19 protein-coding genes are annotated in these 19,529 nt (G+C 44.5%); 8 read left to right on the top strand and 11 right to left on the bottom strand.

Annotation, left to right across the window (positions count from 1 at the left end):
• Positions 1–226: 226 nt before the first annotated feature.
• Both AC59JT_RS17480 and pdxA read right to left on the bottom strand, forming a co-directional pair.
• Positions 227–655 (bottom strand): CBS domain-containing protein, encoded by a 429-nt coding sequence (locus tag AC59JT_RS17480; protein WP_497401370.1) that lies wholly within the window; start codon positions 653–655, stop codon positions 227–229.
• Positions 656–767: 112 nt separating this feature from the next.
• A complete protein-coding gene (gene pdxA / locus AC59JT_RS17475) occupies positions 768–1,823 on the bottom strand; it encodes a 4-hydroxythreonine-4-phosphate dehydrogenase PdxA (protein ID WP_497401678.1) in 1,056 nt (351 codons plus the stop codon).
• Between the two features lie 198 nt (positions 1,824–2,021).
• Here pdxA and rsmA point away from each other — a divergent pair, with 198 nt between their 5' ends.
• From rsmA to AC59JT_RS17450, 5 genes are all read left to right on the top strand, one after another.
• Positions 2,022–2,801 carry a 16S rRNA (adenine(1518)-N(6)/adenine(1519)-N(6))-dimethyltransferase RsmA gene (gene rsmA, locus AC59JT_RS17470; RefSeq protein WP_497401368.1) on the top strand — a complete coding sequence of 260 codons (780 nt, stop codon included), beginning with the start codon at positions 2,022–2,024 and terminating at the stop codon, positions 2,799–2,801.
• A gap of 2 nt (positions 2,802–2,803) precedes the next feature.
• The gene (locus AC59JT_RS17465; RefSeq protein WP_497401366.1) at positions 2,804–3,061 is read left to right on the top strand and encodes a hypothetical protein; all 258 of its coding nucleotides are present in this window, start codon (positions 2,804–2,806) and stop codon (positions 3,059–3,061) included.
• A gap of 75 nt (positions 3,062–3,136) precedes the next feature.
• Positions 3,137–4,084, top strand: coding sequence for an NAD(P)-dependent oxidoreductase (locus AC59JT_RS17460; RefSeq protein WP_497401364.1), 948 nt, complete (start codon positions 3,137–3,139; stop codon positions 4,082–4,084).
• 247 nt (positions 4,085–4,331) lie between these two features.
• Positions 4,332–4,805 (top strand): transcription elongation factor GreA, encoded by a 474-nt coding sequence (gene greA / locus AC59JT_RS17455; RefSeq protein WP_497401362.1) that lies wholly within the window; start codon positions 4,332–4,334, stop codon positions 4,803–4,805.
• A 63-nt stretch (positions 4,806–4,868) separates the two neighbouring features.
• Positions 4,869–5,261, top strand: a complete 393-nt coding sequence (locus tag AC59JT_RS17450) for an HIT family protein (protein WP_497401360.1) — start codon at positions 4,869–4,871, stop codon at positions 5,259–5,261.
• Between the two features lie 110 nt (positions 5,262–5,371).
• On the opposite strand, the gene ruvC is transcribed toward AC59JT_RS17450, so the two are convergent.
• Entirely contained in the window at positions 5,372–5,953 is a 582-nt protein-coding gene (gene ruvC / locus AC59JT_RS17445; RefSeq protein ID WP_497401358.1) for a crossover junction endodeoxyribonuclease RuvC, read from the bottom strand.
• A 121-nt stretch (positions 5,954–6,074) separates the two neighbouring features.
• The gene (aat, locus tag AC59JT_RS17440) at positions 6,075–6,713 is read right to left on the bottom strand and encodes a leucyl/phenylalanyl-tRNA--protein transferase (protein WP_497401356.1); all 639 of its coding nucleotides are present in this window, start codon (positions 6,711–6,713) and stop codon (positions 6,075–6,077) included.
• Between the two features lie 92 nt (positions 6,714–6,805).
• Here aat and AC59JT_RS17435 point away from each other — a divergent pair, with 92 nt between their 5' ends.
• From AC59JT_RS17435 to AC59JT_RS17425, 3 genes are all read left to right on the top strand, one after another.
• Positions 6,806–8,245: a DUF1800 domain-containing protein gene (locus AC59JT_RS17435; protein WP_497401354.1), complete on the top strand. Its 1,440-nt coding sequence runs from the start codon at positions 6,806–6,808 to the stop codon at positions 8,243–8,245.
• A gap of 3 nt (positions 8,246–8,248) precedes the next feature.
• A complete protein-coding gene (locus AC59JT_RS17430; RefSeq protein WP_497401352.1) occupies positions 8,249–9,637 on the top strand; it encodes a DUF1800 domain-containing protein in 1,389 nt (462 codons plus the stop codon).
• A 118-nt stretch (positions 9,638–9,755) separates the two neighbouring features.
• Complete coding sequence (locus AC59JT_RS17425) at positions 9,756–10,952, top strand: DUF1501 domain-containing protein (protein WP_497401350.1); 1,197 nt, start codon at positions 9,756–9,758, stop codon at positions 10,950–10,952.
• A gap of 477 nt (positions 10,953–11,429) precedes the next feature.
• Here AC59JT_RS17425 and cysM read toward each other — a convergent pair whose 3' ends face one another.
• The 7 genes from cysM to AC59JT_RS17390 form a co-directional block, all read right to left on the bottom strand.
• Positions 11,430–12,302 carry a cysteine synthase CysM gene (cysM, locus tag AC59JT_RS17420; protein ID WP_497401348.1) on the bottom strand — a complete coding sequence of 291 codons (873 nt, stop codon included), beginning with the start codon at positions 12,300–12,302 and terminating at the stop codon, positions 11,430–11,432.
• Positions 12,303–12,304: 2 nt separating this feature from the next.
• Positions 12,305–13,111 carry a serine O-acetyltransferase EpsC gene (gene epsC / locus AC59JT_RS17415; protein ID WP_497401346.1) on the bottom strand — a complete coding sequence of 269 codons (807 nt, stop codon included), beginning with the start codon at positions 13,109–13,111 and terminating at the stop codon, positions 12,305–12,307.
• A gap of 89 nt (positions 13,112–13,200) precedes the next feature.
• Positions 13,201–14,625: a DUF4419 domain-containing protein gene (locus AC59JT_RS17410; protein ID WP_497401344.1), complete on the bottom strand. Its 1,425-nt coding sequence runs from the start codon at positions 14,623–14,625 to the stop codon at positions 13,201–13,203.
• A gap of 77 nt (positions 14,626–14,702) precedes the next feature.
• On the bottom strand, positions 14,703–15,368 hold the full coding sequence (locus AC59JT_RS17405) for a DNA alkylation repair protein (RefSeq protein WP_497401342.1): 666 nt from the start codon (positions 15,366–15,368) through the stop codon (positions 14,703–14,705).
• A gap of 62 nt (positions 15,369–15,430) precedes the next feature.
• Positions 15,431–17,008 carry a CotH kinase family protein gene (locus tag AC59JT_RS17400; protein ID WP_497401340.1) on the bottom strand — a complete coding sequence of 526 codons (1,578 nt, stop codon included), beginning with the start codon at positions 17,006–17,008 and terminating at the stop codon, positions 15,431–15,433.
• Positions 17,009–17,219: 211 nt separating this feature from the next.
• Positions 17,220–18,341, bottom strand: a complete 1,122-nt coding sequence (locus tag AC59JT_RS17395) for a carboxypeptidase-like regulatory domain-containing protein (protein WP_497401336.1) — start codon at positions 18,339–18,341, stop codon at positions 17,220–17,222.
• Positions 18,342–18,398: 57 nt separating this feature from the next.
• Positions 18,399–19,496, bottom strand: a complete 1,098-nt coding sequence (locus AC59JT_RS17390; protein WP_497401333.1) for a carboxypeptidase-like regulatory domain-containing protein — start codon at positions 19,494–19,496, stop codon at positions 18,399–18,401.
• Positions 19,497–19,529: the final 33 nt, after the last annotated feature.

The raw sequence follows: 19,529 nt of genomic DNA, 5'->3' as shown, positions 1-19,529 counted from the left end.
AAAGAGTGCGTACAAGCGTGGGGAATATATGGGGCACCTACGGAGCCCTTCGTTATTTACTTGCTGTGCTATAAACACGTAGCTCCTACGGAGCCAGCAGTTATCGTAACGACCAAAGCTCCGTAGGAGCTACGTGTTTATAGAAAAAGCAAGATAGTCAATTCGGCTGCAGCGGAGCCGCGTGTTAATAAACTTAGATAGAGCGTCCGTTGATGCCTTCCTAAAACTACGACTGTATATAACTTTTCAAATGCTCAATAGTAGCCTCATGGCCCAGGATGGTTTCGGTTACCACGTCGGTAATGGAGATGATGCCCGATAGCTGTCCGCCTTTAAAAACAGGTAGATAACGTATGCTGCTTTCGCTCATAATGTGCATGCAGGTATCAATAGTATCATCGGGCGAAATTTGCGGCAGATCAACACTCATGATCTCGAGTACGGTGGTATGATCAGACGAGCGGCCCTGCAGAATAACTTTACGGGCGTAATCACGTTCGGTGATAAGGCCTGCATATTCGCCTCCTTCGGTAATTACTACCGAGCCGATGTTTTCGTCGGCCATTAATCGTAGTGCGTTTAATACGGTAGTGCTGGCATCAATGGCAATAACTTCGCTGCCTTTGCGGGCAAGTATGTCTGATACTTTTCTCATACGGTGTGGGTGCTTTAGGGTGATTTACCCAAATATAACCATCCCAAAATAAAAAAAGCCTCATTACGAGGCCTTTATATTAACATTTGTGGATTATAGATGTTTATAACACTTAGTCCCTGTCGCGACTTAGCTTGCTAAACGCCAATGGGTTTTCGGCTAGCTCTTCGCCTTCGATACGGTTTTTAGCAATGCGTAGGGCGGCAAATATCGCTTCGCGGAAAGAAATTTCAGATGCCTGGTTTTTGCCCGCAATATCAAACGCGGTACCATGATCCGGAGAGGTGCGTACAAAGTTCAGCCCCGCTGTAAAATTAACGCCCGATTCAAATGCGATCTGTTTAAACGGGATCAAACCCTGGTCGTGATACATGGCCAGCACCGCATCAAACTGCATATAAGTGCTGTTGGCAAAAAAGCCATCGGCGGCATAGGGGCCAAAAGCCAATATATCCGCAGCACGAGCCTCGTCGATAGCCGGAATGATGATATTCTGTTCTTCGTTACCTATTAAACCATTATCGCTGGCATGCGGGTTAAGGCCCAGTACCGCAATTTTTGGTTTACGGATCCAAAAATCCTTACGCAAGCTGGCGTTCATCAGCTTTATTTTGTTGAGGATTTTCTCTGTGGTCAGGTTTTGAGATACAGTCGCAACCGGGATATGGCCTGTTACCACGCCAACACGCAGCGTATCGCTCACTAAAAACATTAATGATTCGGCCGCGCCGTCGCGGTCCTGCAAATATTCGGTATGGCCGGGGAAGTTAAAGTCTTCGCTTTGTATAGTGTCTTTGTTTATCGGGGCTGTTACCAGGGCATCCAGTTCACCGGCTTGCAAATCGGCAGTAGCACGTTGTAAGGACAGAAAGGCATACTTGCCTACTTCTTTACTCGGCACGCCCGGTTCAATTTTCACGTCCTCTTCCCAGCAGTTTACCATGTTAGCGCGGCCCACCTGTGCTTTCGAAGGATGATCTATCACGTTAAAGTTTAGTTCACCAACTTCGGTCATGCGGCGATAGAACGATGCTACCTTGGTATGGCCATAAACTATCGGAGTACAATATTTAAATATCATGCTATCGGCCAGGGTTTTGATAATGATCTCTAAACCTATACCGTTTATATCGCCTATGCTGATGCCTATTTTTAGTTTACTCATGATTTTTTGATTTCACCAATGTAACTGAGATTACACGGATTATTATCTGATTTTACCGATTGGCAAGGGATTTAATGATTAAACCCTTTCACCTTTCAGCTTTTACCTTTTAGCTTACAAGCACAAATAAATGATATTTGTAAGGAAAAATGGTCGATTAAAGCACAAATATGCCGTAATTTGCTCAATATTTAATTAATAATGACACTGGTACGGGCAAAAAAACATTTAGGGCAACACTTTTTGACGGATAAAAACATTGCCACCAAGATTGTTGACAGCCTGCGCCCCGAAGGTAAGTACAGCCAGGTGCTGGAAGTTGGCCCGGGCATGGGCATCCTGTCTGACGTGTTGCTGGAGCGCGAGCAGTATCAAACGCATTTAATTGATATCGACACCGAATCTTACGAGTTTCTCCAAAAAAAATACCCCAAACTGGGCAGCCGCCTCATCAACGCCGATTTTTTGGAGATGGATTTCGCCGCGCATTTTGAGGGTCCGTTGGGTATCATCGGTAACTTTCCTTACAACATATCATCCCAAATACTTTTTAAAGTGCTGGATAACCGCCAGCAGGTGGTTGAGGTGGTAGGCATGTTTCAAAAAGAGGTGGCCGAACGTTGTGCCGCCAAAGCGGGTAGCAAAGAGTACGGCATCCTCAGCGTGTTTTTGCAGGCTTATTATAAAGTTGAATACTTGTTTACGGTAAAGGCTGGCGTGTTTAACCCACCGCCCAAAGTGCTATCGGCCGTTATACGCCTTACCCGTAACGAGATGGCCCAACTGGATTGCGACGAGAAACTGTTTTGGCAGGTAGTTAAAGCCGGTTTTAACCAGCGCCGCAAAACGTTGCGTAATGCCATATCGTCCCTCATCAACAAAGAAAAAATTGGCGACGAGCCTTTGCTGGAATTACGTGCGGAGCGTTTGACTGTTGCTGATTTTGTGAAGTTGACGCAGGTTGTAGCGGCGAGTAGATAATCATGGCAGCTTTGTTAAAGCTTTTCAAAACTCCTGTTGCTCAATATCTCCGAATAAAAGAGAAAGAAATAATCAGTCTTGTTCTTTTAACGACCGCAGGTTTTTCAGACATCAATTTCAAGAAACTATCTGCCATGATGGATATTAAAGATGTGGCAGGTCTTGAAACTGCCTCATTAGACGAATTTGGCACCAATTGTTTGTACGGCAGGTTTGTTATCAAATCAGAAGTACCTGGTTTTAATAATGGACCCATATGAACTTTATGCCAATTCTGCTGTACTAAAGGCCGTAGAATTATAACTTTACGCTAGTAAACCGAATTTATTACTACAATGACCATCAACAACACCATTCTCATCGTAGACGATCTTCACCCTATTTTTATTGAACAAGCTGAAGCTTTAGGCTATACCGGCGACTATCAGCCATTGATAAAGAAGGACGAGGCCATACAGATTATTGGCAATTATGCCGGCCTGGTAATACGCTCTAAATTTAATGTGGATAAGGAGGTGATCGACCGGGCTACGCAGTTACGTTTTGTTTGTCGTGCCGGTGCGGGGATGGATAATATTGATGAAGCTTATGCCAAAGAAAAAGGCCTGGTACTGATCAACGCTTCTGAGGGTAATATGGATGCTGTGGGCGAACACGCGGTAGGTATGTTGTTAAGCCTGATGAACAATTTTAACCTCGGTAACGCCCAGATACGTAATGGCGAATGGCAGCGCGAGGAGAATCGTGGCTTTGAGCTAAAAGGCAAAACCGTGGGCATTATTGGCTATGGCTTTATGGGCAAAAGCTTCGCGAAGAAACTATCGGGCTTTGAGGTTGAGGTAATAGCCTACGATAAATACAAAACCGGCTTTAGCGACCGTTATGCCCGCGAGGTAAGCATGGAAGAAATTGTGAAGCATAGCGATGTGCTGAGCGTACACGTACCCCTCACTAAAGAAACCAACGGCATGATAAGCGATGAACTGTTGTTTCATTTTAAAAAGCCTATATTTTTTATCAATACATCACGTGGTAAGGTAGCCAGTGTTCGCGCCGTGCTTAACGGCATTCGTGATGGCAAGATCCGCGGGGCGGGCCTTGATGTGCTTGAAGTAGAAAAGTTCCCATCACTGGCCGAACAGGAATGGTTTGCCGATCTGAAAGCTTCGGGCAAAGTACTATTAACCCCGCACGTTGCCGGCTGGACCTTCGATTCGTACCGCAGAATTAGCGAAGTGATGGCTGGTAAGCTCGCTGAAAAAAGATTAGTTATTGAAGATTAAAGATTAGTCATATCAATTCAACTAATCTTTAATCTTTAACATCTATTCTTCAAATACACGCAACAAAAATTTGCATTTTAAAACTTAAATCGTTTATCTTCGTTTAATACAAAACAAGACTATACGGGTAAGCCGGTATAGTCTTGTTTGTTTTTTATAGCCATTGCGTCCTTTCTCTAAAAAGGGAGGGCGGTTTTTTTTGGCTCAGGTTAAGACAAAAAAGAAGAGAGAAATTAATACGTGCGTTATGGCAGATGTAGCATACTTTACCAAAGAAGGTTTAGAAAAACTAAAACAAGAATTACAGGAATTAAAAACCACAGGCAGGGCTAAAATATCAAACGCCATTGCCGAGGCCCGCGATAAAGGCGACTTATCTGAGAACGCCGAATACGACGCGGCCAAAGAAGCACAAGGCCTGCACGAAGCTAAAATTGCCCAAATGCAGGAAACACTGGCCAGTGCCCGTTTATTGGACGAATCGAAATTAGATACGTCGAAAATATTGGCGCTTTCTATCGTTAAAATAAAAAATGTAAAAAACGGCGCCACCATGACCTACCAATTGGTAGCCGAAACTGAAGCCGATATGAAAAGCGGAAAAATATCAGTAGCATCGCCAATTGCCAAGGGCCTGTTAGGTAAAAAAGTAGGCGAAATAGCCGAAATTACCGTACCCGCCGGCAAAATGGAATTTGAGATACTGGAGGTAAGCAGGTAGCATTTGTTGTACGTTTGACGTAGTACGTATTACGTCAAACGTACAACTCTAAAACATCATCCCATGTCAAGCATTTTTTCAAAAATAGTAGCAGGCGAGATACCCGCCTATAAAGTGGCCGAAAGCAACGAGTTTCTGGCGTTTTTGGATATTGCGCCATTGGCGGAGGGACATCTGTTGGTTATCCCTAAAAAGGAAGTTGATGTGTTGTTTGAGCTGGATGATGAAACCTATGCCGGCCTCATGATATTTGCAAAAATTGTAGCTACGGCTATGAAAAAGGCCATCCCCTGCAATCGCATTGGGGTTACGGTTATTGGTTTGGAAGTGCCGCACGCGCATGTGCATTTGATCCCTATCAATGGTGTGCATGATATGACCTTTACCCGCCCTAAATTGAAGTTTACACCTGAACAGTTTCAAGCTACAGCTGACAAGATCAAGGCGGAGTTGTAGATGTGGAGATGCAAATATGAAAATCGATGAGGACCTCATCGATTTTTTATTAATCATCAAATCATTATTTTATAAATTTCAGGCATCTGCACATTTGCATATCTGCACATCTACACTATCCGCTTTGCGTTATCCTTCACAAAAGTATCCCAACCGGAATAGTTTTTCTTACTTCCCGCAGTGCCTTTACCGGTAGATATGCGTTGGAAGGAATGGCAAACCGCCACGGCTAATCCGTCGGTGGCGTCTAAAAAATCGGGCGTTTCTTTAAAGTTTAACAGGCGCTGCATCATGGCGGCAACCTGTTCTTTGGTGGCGTTGCCATTACCTGTGATGGATTGCTTTATTTTTCGTGGTGAATACTCGGTAACCTCAATATCCCGCGATAGCGCGGCGGCCATGGCTACGCCTTGTGCACGGCCCAGCTTTAGCATCACCTGTATGTTTTTACCGTAGAAGGGTGCTTCAATAGCCAGGCAATCGGGTTTGTAGTTATCTATAAGGGCAACGGTTTTGGCAAATATGCGTTGCAGCTTCAGCATGTGGTCGTCAATTTTATCCATTTTTACCACGCCCAAGCTTATCAGTTCTATTTTAGAGCCGGTTTCTTTCACCAGTCCGTAACCCATTACGGCTGTGCCGGGGTCAATGCCTAATATGATGCGTTCTTTATTGTTAGGTGCTTGCTGCATGTATATTTTTCAATTGTCATCCTGAGCATAGCGCAGGATCTTGTAAGCGCGATTATTTAGTGTATAAGATCCTTCGCTATGCTTGGATGACAACTAGTTTTTTATTGTATAAAGGTAAACATCATGCCCCGCTATTTTGCAGCATGTGGGTATATTCTTTACGGCTGATCATTTTAGCGCCCATAGATTCCAGGTGAGCGGTATGCACCTGGCAATCTATCAGCCTATACATACCGCTTTGACATAAGTATATTAGTGCCATTTTAGAGGCGTTACTTACCTTACTAAACATACTTTCGCCACAAAAAACATTGCCTACCTGTACGCCATAAAGGCCACCAACCAGCTCATCATCCTGCCATACTTCAACCGAATGGGCATGGCCTTTTCTATGCAGGTTGATATAGGCATTTTGCATATCATCGGTTATCCAGGTGCCGTCCTGGTCTTTACGCTCCATAGCGGAGCAGGCTTTAATTACTTCAGCAAAGGCTTGGTCAACGGTTATTTTAAAGCGATTGGAATTTAATACGCTGCGCATACTCTTGGTAATACGCAATTCGTCAGGGTATAGCACAAAACGCTCGTGCGGCGAGTACCACAGTATAGGCGTATCATCACTGTACCAGGGGAAAATCCCGTTTTCGTAGGCCAGCATTAATCGCTCTGCAGAGAGGTCTCCGCCTACGGCAAGCAGTCCATCCTCTTCGGCCAGTTCGGGGTTGGGGAACAGTAATTTTTTTGTTAGCCTGAATATCATTGCTGCAAATTTATTACCTTAATATTATTAATCGTGTTAGCGTTAAACTATTTGCAAAGCAAATAGTCATACTTTGATAAACCGTTTTACCTATGGCTACGCTTAAACAGATCAAACATTTAATGTCGCGCGCCGGTTTTGGCATGAGCTTTAATGATATTAAGGCTACCGAAGGCAAGGATATCAGGCAAATTGTTAAAGATATCTTTAGACAATCGGCTAACGATGAGCCGATAAGCCTGGTAAAAGGTAATGGTGATTACCGCATGGCGATGGCCGCAATGCGCGGTAAAGGTAAAAAGAAGGATGCCGACCAAAAAGATATGCGCAAAATGCTGGCCCAGGAACAACGCAACCTGGAGCGACGCCTAAACATAGGCTGGATAAACCAAATGAGTATGAGCGATGCTCAGTTACGCGAAAAAATGACACTGTTTTGGAACAATCATTTTTCCTGCCGTGCCAAGGCTGCCGCCTATGTGCAGCAAATTAACAACATACAACGCAGCCATGCCTTAGGTAATTTTAAGGAGATGACGCTGGCTATTGCCCAATCGCCTGCTATGCTGGGCTTTTTAAATAATCAGCAAAACTTAAAGGGGCATCCTAATGAGAATTTCGCGCGCGAGTTGATGGAGCTTTTTACCCTTGGCCGTGGCAACTATACCGAGCAGGATGTTAAAGAATCGGCACGGGCATTTACCGGTTGGGGATATGAGCGCGATGGTGAATTTAGGATAAGACCCGCCGTGCACGATGATGGCCGCAAAACGTTTTTGGGTAAAACCGGCAATTTAACCGGTAATGATGTGATTAACATCATCTTCGAAAAAAAGGAAACCGCACGCTTTATAAGTACCAAATTATATAAATACCTGGTTAACGAAACGCCCGACCCTACGCACGTAAACGCTATGGCCGATGTATTTTACAAAGCCAATTACGAGATCAAACCCTTGTTGGAGTATGTTTTTACAGCCGATTGGTTTTATGAGGATAAGAACATTGGCAGCCTCATTAAATCGCCGGTAGAATTGATCGTGGGCCTTAACCGCCAGTTCAATATCGACTACCAACGGCCCGAGGTACTACTGCAGTTTCAAAAAATATTAGGGCAGGTGCTGTTCTACCCGCCAAACGTGGCCGGCTGGCCGGGTGGGCGCAACTGGATTGACAGCTCATCTATGATGTATCGCATTAAAATACCATCAACCCTGTTAAACGGTGGTGTGATAGATTTTGAAGGCAAAGCCGACCCGGAAGATGAAGCCTTTTTGGCGCAGATGCCACAAAATCAAAAAGCTAAGGGTAAACAGGCCCGAAAAGACCTGGTGAAAACCCGTGTACAGGCCACGCCTGATTGGGATAAATTTTTAACCAGCATACCTAAGGGCCTGAGTAAAACAAGCCTGGCCCAGTTTATGTTACAACCTAATATAAGCAAGGCGCTGATAAGCACTGTTAGCCACGCTACCGATACGAAAGCGCTGGTTATTGAGCTGGTATCATCGCCCGAATATCAATTAGCGTAAATCATGAACAACTCAAAGCAAATAAAACACTTGTATGCCCGGGCCGGATTTGGTATCAGGTTTGAGGACTTGCGCGACCGCGAAAACTGGTCGATCAGGAAGAGTGTGAAAAAGCTATTTAAGGCGTCTGAAAAGCCCGAACCCATTACAGCCGTTACCGAAAATATTGATCTGCGTAAAATACGCTACGCCGACTTAAACGACGAGCAAAAGCGTGCCCTGCAACAGGAAAAAAACCAGCAGGAACGTGCTTTAAACGATGCATGGGTTAAACAGCTTAGTAATACCGAAGCTCAGCTGCGCGAAAAAATGACCCTGTTTTGGCATAACCATTTTGCCTGTAATGTGGGTAACGCCTACTATCAACAAGAGTTAAATAATGTACAGCGCACAAACGCGCTGGGCAATTTTAAAACCATGTTGATACAGGTGTCGCAAACAGCGGCTATGCTGCAGTTTTTAAATAATCAACAAAACCAAAAAGCCCGCCCTAACGAGAATTTTGCGCGGGAGTTGATGGAATTGTTTACACTGGGCAGGGGCAATTATACCGAACAGGACATTAAAGAGTCGGCCAGGGCGTTTACCGGCTGGGCCTATAACGGAAAGGACGGCACCTTTAAATTTAACAACGGCGTGCATGATAATGGCCCGAAAACCTTTATGGGTAAAACAGCCAATTTTTGCGGGGAGGATATTATTGATATCATCATAGCCAACAAACAGACCGCTAAATATATAAGCACTAAGCTGTATCGCTACCTGGTTAACGAAACGCCGGATGAAGCGCATGTTAATGCCATGGCTGATGTATTTTATAAAGCCAATTACGAGATAGGACCACTGTTGGAGTATGTGTTTACTGCCGATTGGTTTTACGAAGAAAAAAACATTGGCAACCTTATCAAATCGCCGGTGGAGTTTTTGGTGGGATTGAATCGCCAGTTTTATATCGCTTATCAAAACCCGGATGTGCTGATGCAGTTTCAAAGGGCGTTAGGGCAGGTATTGTTCCGCCCGCCAAACGTGGCCGGCTGGCCGGGCGGCAGGGCATGGATAGATAGTTCGTCGCTGATGTATCGCATTAAAATGCCGTCGACCATACTGAATGCCGGTTTAATAGACTTTGTGGGTAAGGCTACGCCTGAAGATGAAGCCTACCTGGCATCGCAACGCAAACAGCAGTTAAACGTGATTAAACGTGTGCAAGCCACGCCCGATTGGAATAAATTTTTAAAGGCTATCCCGCTGGATACATCGCGCCTAACCATGGCCGAGTTTATGCTGGAGCCAAAAATTAGTAAACAAACTATTGACGAAGTAAACCGCGCGCCCGATATCAAGTCTACAGTAATACAGATCGTATCAACGCCGGAGTATCAGCTTTGCTGAGTTTAATGAGTGAAGGATGGAATGAGTGAAGGAGTGAATGTTTTAAAAGTAAAAATGTAGCAATTGATGAATCGACCAATCACTCATTCAGTCATTCGCTCATTCAATAATTAATATTATGGAAAGAAGAGATTTTTTAAAAGCCACAGCCTTAGCATCGGGAGCCTTTATGGTGCCTGCTTTTTTGAAACCGATGGAAGCCCTTGCCAAAAGTGAATTAACCGGGTATAAAAACCTGGTGATCATTCAGCTTTCGGGTGGTAATGACGGCTTGAACACCATTATCCCTTATGGCAATGATATCTATTATCAGAAACGCAAAACCATCGCCATAAACAAACCGGAAATTGTTACGCTGAATGATATGCAGGGTTTGAACCCTAACCTATCAGCTTTAAAAGAAATTTACGACCAGGGCTGGATGACGGTGATCAACTCGGTAGGTTACCCTAACCCTGACAGGTCGCACTTCCGTTCGATGGATATATGGCAAACGGGTAGCGATTCGAACCAGTTTTTAACTACCGGTTGGATAGGCCGATACCTGGATTCGAACTGCCAGACCTGCCAAAATCCGTACACGGCTATCGAGGTTGATGATACGCTATCTTTAGCCATGAAAGGCGCCAAAATGAAAGGCATCGCCGTACAGGACCCAAACAAGCTTTATCAAACCACCCGCGAGCCTTTTTTTAAGGACCTGGTGAACGACCATAACGCTAACCTGAACGAGGATAACCTGGGCTACCTGTATAAAACCATGATAGAAACCTATTCATCAGCAGATTATATACAGAAGACCTCGAAAACGTATAACGTGGCGGGGCAATATCCTAACACAGGCTTAGGCAACCAGCTTAAAAATGTATCTAAGTTTATTAACTCGGGGCTGCAAACAAGGGTTTATTATGTTTCGCTAAGCGGATTTGATACACACGTTGGTCAGCAAAACCAGCAGGGCCGCCAGTTAAAAATTTATGGCGATGCAGTGGCTGCATTTATAAAAGACCTAAAAGCTACCGGTAAACTGGATGATACTTTGGTAATGACCTTCTCTGAATTTGGCCGCCGTGTTGAACAAAACGCCAGCAATGGCACCGACCATGGTACCGCCAACAACGTATTGCTGTTTGGTGGCAAGCTGAAAAAACAAGGCATTTTTAATAATGCCCCTGATTTGCAACAGCTGGATAATGGCGACCTGAAATACCAGATAGACTTTAGAGATGTTTATGCAACGCTGCTGGATAAATGGCTGGACGTAAATAATAGCCAGATATTGAACAAGAGTTTTTCGGGATTGGATTTGATCTAAATGACCCCTCGCAACCCTCCCCGTGGGGGAGGGCTTTTGATTGTGCCTTTACATTGTCTTAGCAGGGTCTCTCGTAGAGGACCCTGCAATTGAGCATGCCAGACGCAGGGTCCTCTACGAGAGACCCTGCTGTAACGAAAGGGCTTTTGATTGCGCTTTTTATATTGTCATCCTCAGCATAGCGAAGGATGACAATCGTGTTTTAAGGGTGCGCCATTTTTTGCGATTTTGCTGCGCCACTTTTATCAAGCAAACAACTCCTAAAATATCAAAGCCTTAAAAATCAAATAGTTGTGAAATAGGTGGGGTGCGCCACAGTGCGCCGCTTTTTTGGATAATTATTTGATTTACAATATTTTATAAAATTTAGCTGCGCCAAGTGCGCCACTTTAAAAGTGGCGCACCCTGTTAGTCTTTTTTACCCTAATACAAGATTCTAACTAAAGCCCTCCCCCTCGGAGAGGGTTGGGAGAGGTCTTAGCCGAACAACTCGCTGCTCAGGTACCTATCGCCACGATCACAGCAGATGAAAACGATGGTGCCATGATCCAGTTCTTCGGCAAGCCTAATAGCCGCAGCCAATGCGCCACCACTGCTCATGCCGGCAAATACGCCTTCCTGCTTGGCCATTTTGCGAGCCATTAGCGTGGCCTCCAGCTCTGAGATATCCATTACACGGTCCACACGTGCAGGATCGAATATTTTAGGCAGATACTCTTCGGGCCAGCGGCGTATGCCGGGAATGGATGAGCCGTCCATTGGCTGGCAGCCTACTATTTGTATCTTTGGGTTTACTTCTTTAAAAAATCTTGAACAGCCCATAATGGTGCCTGTGGTACCCATGGCGCTTACAAAGTGTGTTATTTGTTGATCAGTATCACGCCAAATCTCAGGACCAGTAGTTTTGTAGTGAGCTAAGTAGTTATCAGGGTTAGCAAACTGGTTCAGCATAAAATAGCCGGGCGTAAGGGCCTTAGCTTCGGCATAATCGCGACAGGCTTCAATGCCTTCCAGTAACGTTACTTTGGCGCCAAAGGCTTCCATAGTTAAGGTACGTTCGCGGGTGGAGTTTGATGGTAGTACCAGTTCTATCTCCAAACCAAATAAGCTGGCTATCATAGCTAACGCGATGCCGGTATTGCCGCTCGTAGCCTCTATCAGTTTAGTGCCTTCGCTTATCTCGCCACGATCCAAAGCGCTTTTGATCATATTATAAGCCGCTCGGTCCTTCACACTGCCGCCCGGGTTGTTGCCCTCCAGCTTGCCATATATTTTTACCTTAGGATTTGGGTTTAACCGTGTAATTTCAACCAGAGGCGTATTGCCTATCAAACTCAGCATTCCTGCCATAATTATTGCTCCTTTGTTAAAACTTTGATCATTGGCGTGTGATACACCCTTGAGTGCGCCTCAACGCTTTGGGTGAGCCAAACGTTGCCACCAATAACACTGTCATGCCCTATCACCGTATCGCCCCCTAAAATGGTAGCACCCGAGTAGATCACTACGTTATCTTCTACCGTTGGGTGACGCTTGGTATGAGCCATATTTTTGGCCACACTTAGCGCGCCAAGGGTTACACCCTGGTATAGTTTAACGTGTTTGCCTATTTCGGTAGTTTCGCCAATAACCAGGCCGGTGCCGTGGTCAATATAAAAATACTCGCCAATCTGGGCAGCAGGGTGTATATCGATACCTGTTTTTGAGTGCGCGTCTTCGGTTAATATCCGCGGCAGCAGGGGTACATCATTTCGGTACAGGCTATGTGCCAAACGATAAAAGCAAATGGCATAAAAGCCCGGATAGGTGCGTATTACCTCAAACTCGCTGCGTGCTGCAGGGTCGCCGTTAAATATGGCTTGTATATCGGTGTTCAGTATGCGGTAAAGTTCAGGCAATTCGTTAAAAAAAGCTTTGGCACGTTGCTCGTTATTGCAATCGCTGCAAGCCTTGGTGGCGTTCATGATGTGATATAGCTCTTCCTGCAGTTTGGTAAACTCATCTTTTAACTGCGCCATGGTTGAGAAAACCTTTTTTGCCTGCTCAGGAAACAGCAAACGAATAACATGCAATGCCCAATTGGTGATCTCTTTGTTAGATGGGACCGACTCGGCGTGTTGCTGTTTATTAAATATCTGCAGATAAAACTCTTCGCTCATAACAATTGCTTGACACTGCAAGTTTATGCAAAATATTGTTGTTTACATGTAAAAAATAGATATGTTCTATTTGGTTTGTAGAGTAAATGCTACCATGTAGAAAACTCATTGCGAATAGGGTAGTCATTCTCGCTAAACTTTACCTTGGTATTGGGGAACAGTTTTACGATCTTTTCCTTTTGATCCGCGCTCATGTGGCCGCTTATGTATAGTTCGCCGATGGATATTTTGGCCAGTTCATTTGGTATAACAACATCTTTCTTAAAAAACATATCAAGCTTTTTGATGGGGCCTATTTGCATCAATTCGGGCGGCACTTCATCAACTATGGTTATGGCGCTCATAAATCCCATCTGGTATTTCAAGCGGTTCAATACCGACTGTCGCAACCCCTCCTTCCGGCGTATCATCCAACCGATTCGGGGCTTAAGTCCCATGGTTTTACCATCCTGCTCCAGGCCAACAAACCCTGCCCATAATTCCAGTGGCACTTCTCCATCGGTATCGCTAACAAATTTAAGATCAACCTCCACGATCTCGTTAGGTAAATGGTCTTTACCATCAGCCGAACGAACGATCATCTTCAAATTATTGCGTTGCCCCCTATCATTATAGGGAAAGAATTTCACTATCCAACCATCAATTATCTGGGGTGGTAAATACTTGCCTTTGGCGTAATGATACTTGAACATGGTTTGCCAGAAACTCTTTTTTACCTTACCCTTTGATGCCGCTACGAACTGCTTAAGCGCGGGCGTCATTTTATCAACCCACCAACCTAGCTTATACTTTCGCAAGGCTTCGGTTTTAGCCAGCACGCGTTCCCAATCCTGTGTGGTGCCCTCCAGCGTGATCTGCGGTATGCCGCAGCCGCTAAGCATCATATAATCAAAATAAACACCCATGGCGTTCATCAAGGTAATTTGCGATGCTACCCTTGTGGTTGGTGTGGTGGTAGAGAAATCAGCCGTCAACACGTCAATTAGCTCCTGCCCGGTATGCCCGGCTATTTGCTTGGTAAACATCGGGAACACTTCTTCCCAGGGGCTATCGGGGTTGCTTAACTTTATACCATCATGCTGCACACTAAGCGTTGCTTTCCCATCAAACTTCACAAACATCGACCGCAGTTCTTCTTTATTATTTTTAACGTGTTGAGCAAATCCCTGGCTAATGATCAACCACATCATATCGGGCGATAAAGTGAACGGGCGATGGTCAGAATAGGCGGCGTGCATGCCTCTGAAGAACGAATTAAGATCATACGTAACCAGGCTCTCCGGTATCTTGCTTTTGGCAACTATCCTGTACGAAGCTATTTTGGCGCTGTCACTTTCCCTAACACCGTCATTCATCCGTATCAGTTTTTGCAGGATGAGATTATAATTTTTCTCAGGAAGCAGCTTTTGAGGACGAGCAAGTTCTTCAACGTCGAAGGTTACGCCGCTCTGCGCATTGGTTTGTAAAGCGATGCATAACAGCACGGCAATTGATAAGGCGGTTGTTTTAAACATGATTTTTGGCTTGGTTCACCAATAAGATGCATCAAGATACCAAATTCCATAAAAGCAGAAAAATTTTTATCTGTTAATTAGCCTTCGCGCTTAACCATCTCATTTATCCAAATAGGTGCAAACGGCGATGTACAACCTTTTGAAACAGGATAGTCCCGGTAAATACCCAGTTTTTCGCCAATGGCCAGCGCGCGTTCACGGTACGGTGCATGCTTGATGCCAATATTGGCCAGCGCCGAGTTCATTGTCCATTGTACTTCGGGCGGGGCAGTCGGCATTTGCTTTTCAATTCTGTCCAGCGCCGCTTTTATGTCAATGCCTGCGGGCTCGCGGGCTATCCGGCCACTAGTTAAGCTCCAGCCCGCGCGTGCAGCCCAGGGGTTATTGTCGTTCATCCATTTTTCGCGTAGCTGATCTTTATCCGGATGTTCTTTTACCAGGTAACTGTTAAACCAGTCGGCTATTTGGGGAGATGTTATCTGCCGCACCATTTCATCAAGCTGCGCCAGTGTAAACTGCTTGGGCTTTATGATCAGCAAAGACAACAGCATGGCATCCATGTTACCCGTTTGCCAAAGTTGATTGGCTAGCTGATGGTTTATTTTAATGGCTTTGGCAATGGCGCGGATATCGCCCATTTTTACACCGAACTGGTTATCGTTAGCGCCCCATTTTTTGTTATGGATACGTACGCTTTCGTTACCAGATGCTTCTAATTTTGCTAATGCCTCTTTAAGTTCCATGGGTGATGAGCTTTGAGGCAATTTAGGCAAAATGTGTTAGCCACGCAAAAAAAGCGACCTGCTTACAGGCTGTTCACGTAATCATCAAACAGATTATATTGGGCAAAATACCAGGTGGTCATGTAATCAGCTTCTATATTAAGGTCCTGCGTGATATTAGTCCATACGCCACGTTCGCGGGCGAAGGCGTTGGTATTGGCCAGTTGCCTGCGGTAAGCCTCAATACGCCCGCCGATAGTAGCTTTACTAAACTGGTTATCTTTGATAGCATTCCAACGGGCTTTTAGCAGCGTTTTAAAGTTAGCGGTGTTAAGGGTCATCAGCCTATCCATCAAATTATTATTATTGACCTTAACCAGTGTGTTTGAAAGATAGTTGCCTGCCGCGTTGCGCCCCATACTTCCATCCAAATCCCAAACCGAGTAGAAAAATTTAGGCGCGTTGCGATAATCGTAAAAGCTAAAGAAGGTGTTTTTATTCTCATTATCGGGCGCCTGCATCATATTGATGAATATGAAATAGTCGACCATATTATTGATGTCCACCTTGTTTTTTATCTCGTTATCAAACTCATCATCAGTTGATGTACCTATGAAGTTTATGATATCATGCAGATAGCCCCAGTTTGGCGCGGGGGTATCACCAAGCTCGGGATACTCCAACTCCCAGCCGCCCCAGGTATCGCTGCTGTTATCAAAAGGGATAGCACGGTATAGCGATGTTTGATCCGTCCACAGGTTGGCTTTGTACATATTGCCATATTGCTTTTTAACCTGTAGTTGTTTGCGGTCGAGCTTTTCAGTAAGGCAGTAAACGCCCTGGTATTTGTTATTTAAAAACACCTCGGTCATGTAGCCGCGAGTGCCGTTAAGGGCTTTGGGCTCGCTGGCTATGTGGGGTACATTATTAAAACTGTTCCATATATCGGTACACAGGCGGTTACGCATGCGCGATTGATCGATATACATGGCATCCAATATCCAGCTATTGTCATCGCGCAAACCTAAAAACGCAACATCTTTATCGTCGCCACTGTCATTCGTAACATGTACGGCGTATGAGCTTTTAGGGTAGTATCGTGAAGTAGCTCCGCGAAGATTTATGGTGATGTCTGTGGCAATCTGCAATTCGCTTTTCTCGGCCTGATAGTCGCTGTTAACCAAGGTCATTGATGCATTTACACGATCGTCACCTATTGGTGACGCGGCTTTTAGCATAACAATAGGCAAACCGGTAATGGTTAGGCTATAGGTAAGGCTTGTGCCGCTCTTGTCGGCCGTTTTAATAACCAGTTGCTGATTGGTTTTAAGCTCATAGTTTACTACATCACCATTTTTTTGTTTAAGGTTATCGATGGTTATGGATTTTACTACTGTAGTGTCAAAGCTGATAGTATAACCTGTTAGTGATGTACCCAGCGGTACGGGATAGTAGTAAGCGTTGCTAAGCGAATCAAACCCGCAGGAGGCGCCATTTATCTTAAAACCGGAGAGTTTGGGTGGCGACAATTGTATGGGCGGCTTGTTGCCATTACCCGTACCGTTATCGGTTTTGTTTTTATCGATAATAATATTATTCTTTCGGCAAGCTGTGGCCGATAGCAGCAGTATAATAAAGTAAAACAGGTAGTGTTTTTTCATAAGTAGCCCGTGGGCAATAAATTGATGTTCGGCAAGCGGTAGCCAGCCCATTATTCGCAATACGTAGTATAGTGAATAGTGATTGATTAGGTAATTAGGTTAACAGCAAAATTACAGCTTTGATTGACAACGAAAACGATTTCGCAAAATTGTTACTGTAACAATTTAGTGTAGCAATCTCTAATAATAACTGACCTATGACAGAAAAAAGTTATTGTTTGGCTGTAGGGGGCTGGTATTCAAAGGGAAGTTGATCCCCCACAAGAAGCATGGCCCACTTGCCTTGCTTTAAGAAAGTGCGGTAATCTGTATAGCTACCTCTTGCATCTACGGTAGCCATATTAAGGTAAAGTTTCAATATCGAATCATCATCAGTAAACATCAACTCGTTCAATTTCGAAGGTGCTTCACCTGCCAGTAACTTCGCCGCTTTTTTGGGGTTATAGTATACATACATGGAAGTAAACTTTAGCGCTACCAACGAACTATCCAGCCGTACGGAAATGGTGTCAAAATTCATGGGGCGGGGATCAATACTTACCTTGGTACCCACCCTGCTGCCAAACGCGCGCGCCAACTGATGGGCCATAAAACCCTCTTGCAATGCCTTATTAGTATAAATTGCCCGAAGGAAATGCATTAACGAACCTTTGTAGGCTTCGGCGCGGTTCTCCTCCCATTCTTTCTTCATTTTATCGGTGCCTTCCAGTTCTTCGAAACTGGTTTCGCCATCGTAGTTGATCAGGCTGCGCTTTTTATCAAACAGCTTCAACATGTAGCGTATACGGTAGCCCAGTCTTTTATTTTCGATCACCAGGAAATCATCCGCCTCGGCACTTAACACGTCGCGCTTTTTGCTATAACTAAAGCTGAGTACTTTGGGGTTTACAATAACACAGCTTTTGGCATTTTTAGTGGTGCCCAAAAAGGCATCCTTAAACATAGCGTAATTAGCATCCCAATTATCCGGACCAATAACCACCTCTTTTAACTCGAAAGGTTTTACCGTTAAACCCACTTTCACATCAACCGACTCGCCCTGCAATATTACGTTTTGCGAATAAGGGGCAAAGCCCAGCATTTTAACCGATACCTGGTAAGTACCCGAACCCATCCCCGAAAAAGCAAAGCGCCCGTCTGCGTCGGTAGCTGTAATTTTTTGCGTTCCGCTGATGAAAACGGTGGCGGCTTTTTGTGCTTCGCCCTTTTCGTTGGTTACCATTCCCGACAGGGTAAATGTACCTTGTGACGAAACATGGCTACTAAACAAGCATAATAATACTATTAGGAAATTGTTGGCTATGATCTTCATCCAGGTTTTTAAAATTGACACTCAAATATGCAATGGTTAACAATAGAAAGCAGTGACAGACGGTTAAGAGGTTGCATGTCAATTCGCCGGCGGCTGATACTCATAGGGTAGCTTATCAGCCATTAACTGCCTGCCCCATACGCCCTGTTTTAAAAACGTACGGTAATCGCCATAACTGCCACGGGCATCAATGTTGGCAACGTTTAGGTGAAGACTTAACAAGGAATCGTCGGACGTTATCAATTCCGACTCAACTTTATACTTGGTTCCACCCGCCAATACTTTTTCGGCTCTTGCAGGGTTATAGTTAATTAAAAACATCGACTTAAAGTTTAATAACACGAAAGCACTATCCATCCGTATAGCCACCGTATCAAAATTTATAGGATTTGGCTCTAACTCGGCCACATCTCCGCCCTTGCCCGCAGACACACTGCGTATACCATACGCCAGGAAACCCTCCTTTATTACAGAATTATTGAAAACCGACCGTGTGAAATGCATAAATGAGCCACGGTAAGTACTTGCCCGGTTTTGCTGCCAACGCTTTTTGGCTCTCTCTGTACCTTCCAACTCCTCAAAAACGGGTTCGCCGTCATAATTTACTATCGTTTTTTCTTTGCTATAATACTTTAGCATGTATTGTATGCGATAACCAAGGCTTTTGTTCTCAATTACCAAAAAATCATCTGCATAGGCCGTAAGCAGGTCTTTCTTTTTGCTGTATTTAAAGCTTAGCACTTTGGGGTTGATAATAACACATTGCGCAGCATTAGGGGTAGTACCTAAAAAGAATTTCTTGAACATTTGGTAATGCTCCTCCCAGTTATCGGGCCCAATAACTACCTCGTTAAGTTCGTTAATTTTTACAACCAACTCTATTTTTACGTTAACCGATTCGTTGCTTATGATGACATTCTGTGTATACGGCTTAAAGCCTATCAGCTTAACCGATAGCTGGTAGTTGCCGGGAAATATTTTTGCGAATGCAAAGCGCCCTTGCGCATCAGTAGGCATAATGCGGGTTGTGCCGCTAATAAATACTGTGGCCCCCCTTTGTGCTTCGCCTTTTTCGTTGGTCACCTTCCCCGACAGGGTAAATGTACCTTGCGCGAAAACAGCGCTGTTAAATAAGCATAAGACTAAAAAAAGCAGGCAATGCATTGTGATTTTCATTCAGGTTATCGATTGGCTCTTAAATGTATTAAA

The sequence above is a fragment of the Mucilaginibacter sp. A3364 genome, from assembly GCF_059690715.1.
The sequence above is the reverse complement of the archived record's forward strand: the minus strand, read 5'-3'. Positions and strand labels throughout refer to the sequence as shown.